Origin of the sequence: Niallia oryzisoli (assembly GCF_043641075.1) — a bacterium.
GTDB lineage: Bacteria > Bacillota > Bacilli > Bacillales > Cytobacillaceae > Bacillus_BD > Bacillus_BD oryzisoli_A.
This window is the reverse complement of sequence record NZ_JBHZRC010000016.1, coordinates 19,058-32,017: the sequence shown is the minus strand read 5'-3', so window position 1 is coordinate 32,017 and position 12,960 is coordinate 19,058. Positions and strand designations below refer to the sequence as shown.

Below are 12,960 nucleotides of genomic sequence, written 5' to 3'. Positions count from 1 at the left end.
CTGTTGGTACAATAACATTCGTACTAATAATTCGATACTTCATATAAATTCGATAATATGGTTCGAGAGTTTCTACCAAATCACCGTAAATGATTTGACTATGAAGACAGGGAACTAGATCTTTTAGGAATTCTGCCTTCTGTGTGGGGGAATTCCTTTTTATGTTGGCTAAGCTATAAAAAAAATAATTATTTTTATTTTTGATGTGGAGATTTATAGTAATTAGAGAAGAATAACAGTATGACAATAATTAATGAGGTGAATAGGCTGATGGGGAAGGCGTTGCTTGAAAATCAAGAAATGGTTATCGTACTTGACTTTGGTAGTCAATATAATCAGTTAATTACAAGAAGAATCAGGGAGTTCGGGGTGTACAGTGAGCTACATCCGCATACGATTACAGCAGAGGAAATTAAACAAATGAATCCAAAGGGGATTATTTTCTCCGGCGGCCCAAATAGTGTTTATGATGCAAATGCTTTCGGCTGTGATGAGGCTATTTTTGAACTGGGTCTTCCAATCTTAGGTATCTGCTATGGCATGCAATTAATGACAAAGCATTTTAATGGGAAGGTTGAGCCTGCGAAACAACGCGAATATGGCAAGGCCAATATTTCCATCCAAAATCAATCAAAGCTTTTTGGTGATCTACCTAAAGAGCAGATTGTTTGGATGAGTCATGGTGATCTTGTCGTAGAAGCTCCGGAAGGCTTTAGAATTGATGCAACAAGCCCGTCATGCCCAATCTCCTCCATGAGCGATGAGCAAAGAAATCTATACGCTGTTCAATTCCATCCAGAGGTACAGCATTCCGTTTATGGTTCAGAAATGCTGAAGAACTTTGTGTTCTCTGTCTGTGGCTGTAAAGGCGATTGGTCTATGGAAAACTTTATCGAGATCGAAATGGAGAAAATCCGTCAGACAGTCGGTGATAAAAAGGTTTTATGTGCGTTAAGCGGTGGTGTGGATTCTTCAGTTGTAGCTGTTTTAATTCATAAAGCAATCGGCGACCAATTAACTTGTATCTTTGTTGATCATGGTCTTTTACGTAAAGGTGAAGCGGAAAGCGTTATGGAAACCTTTGCTGAAGGCTTCAATATGAATGTTATTAAAGTAGATGCTAAAGAACGCTTCCTATCTAAATTAGAGGGTGTCAGCGATCCCGAGAAAAAACGTAAAATCATCGGAAATGAGTTTATCTATGTATTTGATGATGAAGCAACAAAGCTTGCGGGGATTGATTATCTGGCGCAAGGTACTTTATATACAGATATTATTGAGAGCGGTACAGCAACAGCGCAAACAATTAAATCGCATCATAACGTGGGCGGTTTACCGGAAGATATGCAGTTCCAGTTAATTGAGCCGTTAAATACACTGTTTAAGGACGAAGTTCGTGCCTTAGGAACAGAGCTTGGAATTCCTGATGAAATTGTCTGGAGACAGCCATTCCCTGGACCAGGACTTGGTATTCGTGTATTAGGAGCCATCTCTGACGAGAAATTGGAAATTGTTCGTGAATCAGACTATATTTTACGTGAAGAGATTAGAAAAGCTGGTTTGGAACGAGAAATTTGGCAATATTTCACGGTTCTTCCGGACATTCGAAGTGTTGGTGTAATGGGAGATGCCCGTACGTATGATTATACAATCGGTATTCGTGCTGTCACTTCAATTGACGGTATGACATCGGATTGGGCTCGTATTCCTTGGGACGTATTAGAGGTTATTTCAACTCGAATTGTCAACGAAGTGGCCCACGTGAATAGAGTCGTGTATGATATAACAAGTAAGCCGCCAGCAACAATTGAGTGGGAATAAGTATAAAAATTTTGTAAAAGGCATCATTGTTCCTCCTAAAAAGGGGATCAATGATGCTTTTTGTTTATTTTATTTAATAAATATCTGCCATAAAAACAATTTATTGAATGCGTATGCATTTTACGCTGAAAATAACTATAATTCCTTAAAAATTAAATCAATATGAACCTTAGAGAAACTGCTGGATACCTAATTATTATACGAATGCGTATGCAAAAGAACTCAAACATAAGAATTTGAATGTGTTATTTTAAGTTTTTATATAGTGAATACGCTTTCAATAAGATGATACAAATTTTTACGTACTTTGTCAAACAATTGTTAATATTGATTGGAAACTTTGAAACCCTACTAAAAGCAAATAACATCTGTGCTTGACAAAAAGGATCATGGTCTTTATAGTAATGAATACGCTCGCAATTTTCTAAAATATTAATCTATTAATCATTTCGTGTTTAGGTAAAAAATTTTTTTACAAAATATTGCATACGCATTCAAAAAAAGGGGGGCACCATCATGGCTAGATTTTTAAAAACGGGTAAAAGCAAAGCTGATATCGCACAGGCAGATGCGCAAGTAAGAGAAACGGTACAAAAGATTTTAGAAGATATAGAAAAGCGTGGGGATGAGGCAGTGCGAGAACTATCCGCGACATTTGATAAATGGTCTCCGGAAAGTTTCCGCCTGACACAAGTACAAATTGACGAAATTATCAAAAGTATCCCAGAACAGGATATTGAAGATATCAAATTTGCCCAAGCAAACATTCGCCGTTTTGCTGAAGCACAAAAGTCCGCATTGCGGGATCTTGAAGTGGAAACATTGCCTGGAGTTATTTTAGGACACCGCAACATTCCGGTAAACAGCGTTGGCTGCTACATTCCTGGGGGACGTTATCCAATGTTTGCTTCCGCTCACATGAGTGTGTTGACTGCAAAGGTAGCCGGCGTCAAACGCGTGATTGCTTGCACACCGCCGATCAATGGAGAAATCCCAGCACACACCATTACAGCCATGGCTTTAGCGGGTGCGGATGAAATTTATCTTCTAGGCGGAGTTCAAGCCATGGCAGCTATGGCCCTTGGAACGGAGACAATTGAACCCGTTGATATGTTAGTTGGACCAGGAAATGCCTTTGTTGCAGAAGCAAAACGCCAATTATTCGGCAAAGTGGGGATTGACCTTTTAGCAGGTCCAACTGAAACACTTGTGATTGCAGATGAAACAGCAGATGCAGAAATGGTGGCAACAGACTTGCTTGGACAAGCTGAGCACGGCCCAACTTCTCCATGTGCGTTAATTACAACATCAGAAACATTAGCTCAAGAAACATTAGTAGAAATCGAGCGTCAATTAAAGCTTCTACCAACTGGAGATATCGCACGTATCGCATGGGAAGATAACGGGATCATCATTTTTGTTGATAGCTTGGAGGAGGCTGTAGTAGAAGGCGACAAACTGGCATATGAACATGTTCAAATCTTAACGGAAGATCCAGAATACTTCCGCCAAAACTTAACCAACTTTGGTGCATTGTTCTTAGGAAAAGAAACAAACGTAGCATATGGCGATAAAGTTATTGGTACGAACCATACACTTCCAACAAAAGGTGCCGCACGCTATACCGGAGGGCTTTGGGTAGGAAAGTTCATCAAAACTTGTACGTACCAAAAAGTATCACCGGAAGCAACAGCGATGATTGGCGAATACTGTGCACGCCTTTGCGAGCTTGAGAACTTTGCGGCCCATGCGGAGCAGGCAAAATTGCGCGTACGCCGTTATGGAAAAGTAGAAGTAAAATAGGGCTTGATTGGTGTCAGGCACTTCACGAAAATCTTGTTTCACATGGTTATCAGTAAATTAGTGGGTTGGCCTGATGTATCTTTCTTCTTAATATTAACGAGTAAGAGGCATGATATTGTATAAAGGCCCTTGAACAGTTCTTATTTATTATCAAATTTTTAGTATATAGGAATGTAAACGCTCACTATCATAAGTTTCTAATAAAAATGTATTTATTCATAACTAATCATCGTTTATTTTAGTTGAACAGGGGAGGAAACCATAATGGATTTAGTCATTATTATTATGGCTTTAGGGCTTCTTATGCTTATTGCATACCGTGGTTTTTCAGTTATCTTATTTGCGCCGCTTTGTGCACTGCTCGCAGTGATTTTGACAGAGCCTAGCTATGCGTTACCGTTTTTCTCAAACATCTTTATGGAAAAGATGGTTGGGTTTATTAAGAATTATTTCCCTGTCTTTTTATTGGGAGCAGTTTTTGGAAAGATCGTTGAAATGTCAGGTGTAGCAGAGTCAATTGCGAAAACAATTGTACAAGTAGTTGGCAAAAAGAGAGCGATGCTGGCAATTGTCATCATGTGTGCTGTTTTAACCTACAGTGGAGTAAGTTTATTCGTTGTTGCGTTTGCTGTTTATCCATTTGCAGCGAATCTTTTCCAGGAAGCGAATATCCCGAAACGACTTATTCCGGGAACCATTGCTTTAGGGGCATTATCGTTTACAATGGATGCGTTACCAGGTACGCCGCAAATTCAAAATGTAATTCCAACAACCTTCTTCAAGACGGATATTTACGCAGCTCCAACGTTAGGGATTATCGGATCTATATTTGTCTTTGTTTTAGGGATGTTTTATTTGGAAAGCCGCCGCAAAAAAGCGCAGACGAAAGGTGAAGGGTATTTTGGCTTTGGTGATGCAGGCGGAGAAACGGCTGCAGCTTCTGAGGCTGTTGATTTACCATCTGCTGCTGATAATTTGAAGGAATCAAGCGTAGGGCGCCAAATCTTGGCATTTGTCCCGCTTATTCTTGTAGGCGTAGCTAATAAATTTTTGACTACTTCCGTTCCTAAATGGTATCCAAATGGATTTGACTTTTCTCAAATCGGATTAGAGTCATTTGGTAAAGTTGATCTTGCAGCGGTAACAGGAATTTGGTCAGTTGAAATTGCCTTAGTATTAGGGATTCTTGCTACAGTGGCATATGATTGGAAACGCGTTGCAACAGGTTTTCAGGCAGGACTCAATATGAGTATTGGAGGAGCTTTGCTTGCAACAATGAATACGGCTTCTGAATACGGTTTTGGTGGAGTTATCTCTTCTCTTCCTGGTTTTGGTGTTGTGCGTGATGGAATTTCTAGTATGTTTACAAACCCTCTTCTTAATGGAGCTATAACAACGAACGTATTGGCGGGGATTACGGGTTCAGCGTCAGGTGGAATGGGAATTGCCCTTAGTGCCATGGGAGATAAATTTCTTCAGGCCGCAACACAGTATAATATTCCTCCTGAAGTCATGCACCGTGTTATTGCGATGGCGTCAGGCGGTATGGACTCCCTGCCTCATAACGGCGCTGTTATTACCATACTTGCTATTACAGGTTTAACACATAAACAATCTTACGGGGATATTTTTGCTGTTACCATCTTTAAAACACTTGCTTGTTTCTTCGTTATCCTAGTTTACAGCTTAACTGGAATAGTCTAATTATAAAAAAACAGAAGTATAACATTTATGTCCCGACTCTAGTGACGAAAATATAGGTCAGGCAGTAGAAATGATGTAAAAAGTTTTTATTACGTAATCAAAACGGCGGGGGATTCCTCGCCGTTCGTATATTTTATTGACCTTAAAGGGTTTTCGCGAGGCGTCAGAAGGAAGTTATATAAGGGAGGGTACATATGACGTACTTTAATGAAATAAAGGACCAAAAGGTATTAGTGACCGGAGGTAGTAAAGGTATTGGAAATGATATTGCCATTGCCTTTGCAGAGCTGGGGGCAGATGTCATTATTACCGGACGTGATGAAGGATCTCTGTCATCAGCAGTAGCGGAACTAAAAGTCTTTAATCCGAATTGCTCGTATCTTGCAGCTGATATGCAGGATGTTCAAAGTGTCTATCATATGGTTGATCAAGCAGTATCAACACTCGGTGGACTTGATATTCTTGTCAATAATGCGGGGATTAATATTCCGAAGCCTGCATTAGAGGTTACAGAGGAAGATTGGGATCAAGTACTGGATACTAACCTGAAAGGGACTTTCTTTTGTTCGCAGCGGGCAGGGAAATACATGATGCCGCAAAGAAAGGGAAAGATTATCAACATTGTCTCGCAAATGGCATTTGTAGGTTATATCAAACGTTCCGCATACTGCTCCAGTAAAGGAGGGGCAGTGCAGTTAACAAAGGCACTAGCGGTGGAATGGGCCTCTTATGGTATTAAAGTAAATGCGGTTGCTCCTACCTTTATCGAAACGGAATTTACTCAAAAGATGTTTAGCGACCAAGCCTTTTATCAGGATGTTCTATCGCGGATTCCGCTTGGTGAGTTAGCTCAACCATCAGATGTAACAGGGGCCGTGTTATTTTTGTCTTCCAATTTGGCTAATTTTATTACCGGTGAAACGATCCGTGTGGATGGGGGATGGACAGCGATTTAAAGAGGAAACATCTTTTTTAAATAAAGGGAGGATTCGTCATGGCAATGGAAAAACTATCGGTATTAGGTTCAGGGACAATGGGCCATTCTATTGCACTTTCCGCCTCTATTGCCGGGTTTCAAGTCAAGGTTTGGGGAACCAGTATAGAGGATATTGAACGTGGACAAAGGGATCTTCAAGGAAAACTTGAAGTTTTAGCAGTAGAAGATTTCATTAGTGAATCGGAAATAAAAGAAATTCAATACAGAATCGAATTTATGACTTCGATGGAGGAATGTATCAATGATGCGACCTTTATCATTGAAGCTGTTCCTGAGAATTTAAAACTTAAACAAGACTTATATAAAGAACTTGATCAACAATGTGGGATAGATGTCATCCTTGCAAGCAATACGTCCGGCCTCAGTCCAACTGAAATTGCGGCTTCGATGGTTCATCCGGAACGAATGGTTGTGACGCATTTTTGGAATCCTGGCCATTTGATTCCATTGGTTGAGGTGGTTCGTGGTGAGAAGACATCGGACATAACGGTCAATCGGGCATTGGCTTTGTTAACAGCAATGAAGAAAAAGCCGATTGAGGTGAAAAGGGATATTCTCGGTTCAATTGTGAATCGATTGCAATATGCTCTTTTTAGAGAAGCGCAATATATATTGGAATTGGGTGCCGCAACGGCTGAAGATATTGATACAGCCGTCCGCTACAGCATAGGCCGGCGCCTCCCGGTTACAGGTCCGTTTATGACTGCCGATATGGGTGGACTGGATGTATTTGATGATATCTCAAGTTATCTTTTTCAAGATTTGTCCAGCGCACAGGTCTCCCTTGGGAAGATGCGTGTGTTAGTCGATGAGGGGAAATACGGTCAGAAAAATGGAAGAGGTTTTTATGAGTGGACACCGGAGTTCTCTAATAAATTGAATAAGCAGCGGGAAAAAGAATTGATTAGATGGTTAAAACAAGACCTTCTAGACCATAAGAAATCCCCTGTGATATAATAATGGAAAAATATGCATGGAGGAAAAAGGCTGTGCAAAGAAGTATTACGGCCTCTGATGTGGCTAGGTATTTAGGGATGTCCCAGTCAACTGTTTCCCGCGTGTTCACGCCTGGGGCAAGTGTATCGGAAGAAACGAAGAAAAAGGTGCTTGAAGCGGCTAGAGAATTAGGTTATCGCCCAAATGCTGCTGCAAGAAGTTTAATCACCAAAAAAAGTAATATGATCGGCATTGTAATGGGGGATATAAAAAATCCATTTTATCCTGAAGTTCTAAGTAAATTTTCGAAAGAGTTAGGTAGAAGGGGCTATCAAGTTCTATTTGTGAATGCAGAAAATGATCAACTTAGCGGCGATGATGTGAATCAATTTTTAGAATATAATGTGGAAGGGGTTGTCGTCACAGATGCCCTTTTAACCTCGTCGGTTGCCAACTATTTTAATGATAATCATATCCCGATTGTATTGTTTAATAGATACATTGAGGATCCCCTTTTCCGTGCGGTTGCCTGCGACAACGTGGATGGCGGTTACCAAGTGGGAAAGTATTTGATTGAAAAGGGGCATCAACATTTTGCTTTTATATCCGGTACTCACAATACTTCAACCAGCCTTGATCGGGAAAAAGGCTTTCGGAATGCGCTGGTAGAAAATGGGTATAATTTGATAACAGATAGTGGCGAGTACACATATGAAGAGGCATATCAGGCTGCTCTCCGTCTTTTTAACAGTAAAAATCCACCGGACGCTATTTTTTGTGCCAATGACATTATGGCACTCGGGGCCATAGATGCTGCAAAAGAAATCGGAGTCCGCATACCGGAGGATGTATCCATTGTTGGATTTGATGATATAAGTATGGGAGCATGGTCCGCTTATTCGTTAACGACATGGAAACAGCCTGTAGATGAGATGATTAAAGCAACCATTGAGATCCTATTAAGTGATATTAAAAAGAGTGAATCGGAAAGCTTGTCCGTAAACAGATCCATTAAAGGGCATCTAGTGGAAAGGAATTCAGTCGCACAACGTTAAACCAGTTCTCTGAAAAGAGGGCTGGTTTTTTACTGTCTGTTGCTTAAGTACAAACCTTCAAATTTATTTGAAAATTCTATTTGAAAGCGCTTGACAAAATAGGCTAAGAGTTTTAATCTAGGTATATGAAAGTTATGAATACGTATGCAAGAATAAGAAATAATAAATCCATTAATATAATAATACTTAAAAATGCATTCGTATCCAATAATATATAAGGAGGCGCCATTATGGCTAGATTTTTAAAAACGGGTAAAAGCAAAGCAGATCTTGCACAGGCAGATGCACAAGTAAGAGAAACGGTACAAAATATTTTAATAGATGTAGAAAAACGCGGGGATGAGGCAGTACGTGAACTATCCGCGAATTTTGATAAATGGTCACCGGAAAGTTTCCGTCTGACACAAGAACAAATTGACGAAATTGTCAAAAGTATTCCAGAACAGGATATTGAAGATATTAAATTTGCTCAGGCAAACATCCGCCGCTTTGCTGAAGCACAAAAATCAGCGTTGCGTGATCTTGAAGTGGAAACATTGCCTGGAGTTATTTTAGGACATCGCAACATTCCGGTAAACAGCGTTGGCTGCTACATTCCTGGGGGACGTTATCCAATGCTTGCTTCCGCACATATGAGTGTGTTGACTGCAAAAGTAGCGGGTGTTAAGCGTGTTATCGCCTGCACACCGCCAATCAACGGAGAAATTCCAGCCCACACTATAACAGCAATGGCTTTAGCGGGTGCGGATGAAATTTATCTTCTAGGCGGAGTTCAAGCCATGGCAGCTATGGCCCTTGGAACGGAGACAATTGAACCCGTTGATATGTTAGTTGGACCAGGAAATGCCTTTGTTGCAGAAGCAAAACGCCAATTATTCGGCAAAGTGGGGATTGACCTTTTAGCAGGTCCAACTGAAACACTTGTGATTGCAGATGAAACAGCAGATGCAGAAATGGTGGCAACAGACTTGCTTGGACAAGCTGAGCACGGCCCAACTTCTCCATGTGCGTTAATTACAACATCAGAAACATTAGCTCAAGAAACATTAGTAGAAATCGAGCGTCAATTAAAGCTTCTACCAACCGGAGATATTGCACGTATCGCATGGGAAGACAATGGCATTATCATATTGGTTGATAGCTTAGAGGAAGCTGTAGTAGAAGGCGACAAACTGGCATATGAGCATGTTCAAATTTTAACGGAAGATCCTGAATATTTCCGTCAAAACTTAACCAACTTTGGTGCATTGTTCTTAGGAAAAGAAACAAACGTAGCATATGGCGATAAAGTCATCGGTACGAACCATACACTTCCAACAAAAGGTGCCGCACGCTATACCGGAGGGCTTTGGGTAGGAAAGTTCATCAAAACTTGTACGTACCAAAAAGTATCACCGGAAGCAACAGCTATGATTGGCGAATACTGTGCACGCCTTTGCGAGCTTGAGAACTTCGCGGCCCATGCGGAGCAGGCAAAATTGCGCGTACGCCGTTATGGAAAAGTAGAAGCAAAATAAGGGGAAGTTCAAAGTAACAGATGAAACGCCGAGCCTCCACAGACACGTAATGTCAAAGAGGCTCAGCGGTTGATAAGCGATAATCGAAGTACCAGGAAAGAGAATCAACAACTGAGTTTAACAAGAGCCCAAAAGAAACAATGTTAATAAGGAGGATATTACATAATGCGAGCATTTTCTAATTTTAGATCGCCCAAAAATATTTTTTATGGTAAAAACGCCTTCTCACAAGTGGGAAAGGAAGCATCATTAAAGGGAAGTAAGGCTCTAATTATTAGTGATAAAATTATGGATTCACTGGGATACGTAAATGAGTGCCAAAATCTATTAACTAAAGAATCTGTTAGCAGCATCACTTATTTGGGAGTAGCTTCCGAGCCAACTGATCAATACGTAAGTGAATCACTAGAACTCTTTAAGCAAGAAAACTGTGATATTGTGATTTCTATTGGCGGGGGAAGCTGCATTGATACAGCGAAAGCTGTTGCCGTTTTAGCGACAAATGGTGGATTTATTGGTGATTATATGGGTGGAAAAAAGATAGCTGAACAAGCCCCTATTCCGCATATTGCCATACCAACAACCGCTGGTACTGGTTCAGAGGCTACTGATGTAACGGTTATCACTAATACTAGTAATGATGTAAAAATGATGGTAAAACAACCAGCGTTTATGCCGGAGGTAGCTATTGTTGATCCATTATTAACGATTTCATCTCCGAAAACAGTTACATCAGCAACAGGTGTAGATGCCCTTAGTCATGCTATCGAGGCGTATCTCTCAAAAAGAGCACAACCGATGACGGATACGCTGGCAGTGTCTGCTATGAAGCTGATTATAAAGAACTTATTAACTGCTTACAATGATGGAGGAAATGAGGATGCTCGTGAGGCAATGTCACTAGGATCCCTCCAAGCAGGATTAGCATTTTCAAATGCATCTGTATGTCTTGTACACGGTATGTCAAGACCAATTGGAGCTCTTTTCCATGTTCCTCACGGTATCTCTAATGCAATGCTTCTTCCAGCTGTGCTTGAGTTTAGCAAGTCTTCTTGTATCAGCCGACTTGCAGACATTGGAAGAATCTTTAAACCGGAAAGCAATGTATCTGATGAAGAAGCAGCTGAACTAGCTGTTACCTCTATTAAAGAGCTTTGCCTTCAGTTAAATATCCCGAACTTAAAGGGATGGGGAATTGATCAAAAGGCCTATAATGAAGTTCTAGAAAAGATGGCAGCAGATGCGATCGATAGCGGAAGCCCTGCTAATAACCCTAGAGTTCCAAGTCATACGGAGTTAGTGGAGCTTTATCAAGTTTGCTATGATTACCAATTAGCAGTTCAAGAGATTCGATAATAATAGATTCATTTTTAAATAACTTATTTTAAACCATTTGATAAAAAGGGAGAGATCAATCATTATGACAACGACAACTACTCAAATCTTAAGAAACTTTATTAATGGAAAATGGACCGAGGCCAAAACGGAAAAGTTTGACATTGTTTATAACCCAGCAACTGGGGAGGAAATTGCTCAAGTACCGTTCTCAACTCGTGAGGATCTTGATGATGCTGTTGCCGTTGCAAAGGAAGCCTTTAAAACATGGAGTAAAACACCAGTTCCAAAGCGTGCTAGAGTTTTATTTAAATATCAACAACTATTAATTGAGAATTGGGAAGAATTAGCAAAGCTAGTTACAATTGAAAATGGAAAAAGTTATAAAGAAGCATATGGAGAGGTTCTGCGCGGAATTGAATGTGTTGAATTTGCAGCAGGCGCTCCAACCTTAATGATGGGAAAACAGCTTCCTGATATCGCTTCAAGTATTGAGTCTGGAATGTATCGTTACCCTGTTGGTGTTGTTGGTGGAATTACACCTTTCAACTTCCCGATGATGGTTCCATGCTGGATGTTCCCACTTGCCATTGCTTGCGGAAATACATTTGTATTAAAACCATCTGAAAGAACACCATTACTTTCAAACCGCTTAGCGGAATTATTTAAGGAAGCAGGTCTTCCTGATGGTGTCTTGAATATTGTTCATGGTGCACATGATGTTGTAAATGGACTATTGGAGCACAAAGATATTCCTGCCATTTCATTTGTCGGTTCTCAACCGGTTGCAGAATATGTATATAAAACAGGAGCTGCAAATGGTAAGCGTGTCCAAGCATTGGCTGGAGCAAAAAACCATACGATCGTGATGCCTGATGCTAATTTAGATTTAACTGTAAAAGAAATCATTGGTGCGGCTTATGGTTCTGCCGGAGAAAGATGTATGGCATGCTCCGTTGTTGTCGCTGTAGGTGATGTAGCGGATAAATTGATTCAGAAGCTGAAAGAGGAAAGTGACTCACTTAAAATTGGAAATGGTATGGATGAAGGTGTTTTCTTGGGCCCTGTTATCCGTCAGCAAAATAAAGAAAGAACTGTACAATACATTGAAATTGGTGAGCAAGAAGGGGCTACTCTTGTTCGTGACGGACGTCAAGATGAAGCTTATGATAAAGATGGATATTTCGTCGGACCAACCATTTTTGATAACGTCCAACCATCGATGAGAATTTGGAAAGAAGAAATTTTCGCGCCAGTTCTATCCGTCGTTCGCGTTGATAGTCTGGACGAAGCAATTGAATTAGCAAGCCAATCAGAATTTGGTAATGGGGCATGCCTATTCACACAAGATGGCAGTAATGTACGTAACTTTAGAGAAAATATCCAGGCTGGAATGCTTGGTGTAAACGTTGGGGTACCAGCACCAATGGCCTTCTTCCCGTTCTCAGGCTGGAAAAATTCTTTCTATGGAGATTTACACGCAAACGGCTCTGACGGAGTTGAGTTTTATACAAAACGTAAAATGCTAACGGCTCGTTGGTAAATCTAAATAAATAGAATTATAAAAGGCATCACGGATTTCTCTTGATTGGAGGAATGGTGATGCTTTTTTATGATTAATGATTATTTTTCTGCCTTGTCTTATATAGGGATAATAATAGATATTATGATATAGATAAAAACACATTTATAGTTTAATCAATAAAAAAATTTGTTCACATTTTTGCTCGTTGACAGTAATGAAATTAGGCTGATATACTATTTTCAAATATTAATAAGGACGTTGAAGAGG

9 protein-coding genes, 1 riboswitch and 1 other annotated feature (1 of these 11 running past the window's edge) are annotated in these 12,960 nt (G+C 40.3%); all 9 genes read left to right on the top strand.

Annotation, left to right across the window (positions count from 1 at the left end; all coding sequences use genetic code 11):
• The first annotated feature begins 19 nt into the window (after positions 1-19).
• Positions 20-121, top strand: a riboswitch (purine riboswitch).
• 119 nt (positions 122-240) lie between these two features.
• The 9 genes from guaA (at position 241) to ACHUFV_RS24585 (ending at position 12,711) form a co-directional block, all read left to right on the top strand.
• Complete coding sequence (gene guaA / locus ACHUFV_RS24625; protein WP_394238855.1) at positions 241-1,821, top strand: glutamine-hydrolyzing GMP synthase; 1,581 nt, start codon at positions 241-243, stop codon at positions 1,819-1,821.
• 516 nt (positions 1,822-2,337) lie between these two features.
• Positions 2,338-3,624, top strand: a complete 1,287-nt coding sequence (hisD, locus tag ACHUFV_RS24620) for a histidinol dehydrogenase (protein ID WP_394238853.1) — start codon at positions 2,338-2,340, stop codon at positions 3,622-3,624.
• Between the two features lie 264 nt (positions 3,625-3,888).
• Positions 3,889-5,328 carry a GntP family permease gene (locus ACHUFV_RS24615; protein ID WP_394238852.1) on the top strand — a complete coding sequence of 480 codons (1,440 nt, stop codon included), beginning with the start codon at positions 3,889-3,891 and terminating at the stop codon, positions 5,326-5,328.
• A 194-nt stretch (positions 5,329-5,522) separates the two neighbouring features.
• Complete coding sequence (locus ACHUFV_RS24610; protein WP_394238850.1) at positions 5,523-6,284, top strand: SDR family NAD(P)-dependent oxidoreductase; 762 nt, start codon at positions 5,523-5,525, stop codon at positions 6,282-6,284.
• 38 nt (positions 6,285-6,322) lie between these two features.
• Positions 6,323-7,282: a 3-hydroxyacyl-CoA dehydrogenase family protein gene (locus ACHUFV_RS24605; RefSeq protein WP_394238848.1), complete on the top strand. Its 960-nt coding sequence runs from the start codon at positions 6,323-6,325 to the stop codon at positions 7,280-7,282.
• A 32-nt stretch (positions 7,283-7,314) separates the two neighbouring features.
• Positions 7,315-8,316 (top strand): LacI family DNA-binding transcriptional regulator, encoded by a 1,002-nt coding sequence (locus ACHUFV_RS24600; RefSeq protein WP_394238847.1) that lies wholly within the window; start codon positions 7,315-7,317, stop codon positions 8,314-8,316.
• Between the two features lie 230 nt (positions 8,317-8,546).
• Positions 8,547-9,833, top strand: coding sequence for a histidinol dehydrogenase (hisD, locus tag ACHUFV_RS24595; protein WP_394238845.1), 1,287 nt, complete (start codon positions 8,547-8,549; stop codon positions 9,831-9,833).
• A 165-nt stretch (positions 9,834-9,998) separates the two neighbouring features.
• Positions 9,999-11,189, top strand: a complete 1,191-nt coding sequence (locus tag ACHUFV_RS24590; RefSeq protein WP_394238843.1) for an iron-containing alcohol dehydrogenase — start codon at positions 9,999-10,001, stop codon at positions 11,187-11,189.
• Between the two features lie 64 nt (positions 11,190-11,253).
• Entirely contained in the window at positions 11,254-12,711 is a 1,458-nt protein-coding gene (locus ACHUFV_RS24585) for a CoA-acylating methylmalonate-semialdehyde dehydrogenase (RefSeq protein WP_394238841.1), read from the top strand.
• 231 nt (positions 12,712-12,942) lie between these two features.
• Positions 12,943-12,960: a binding site (T-box leader), on the top strand (it continues 187 nt past the right edge of the window).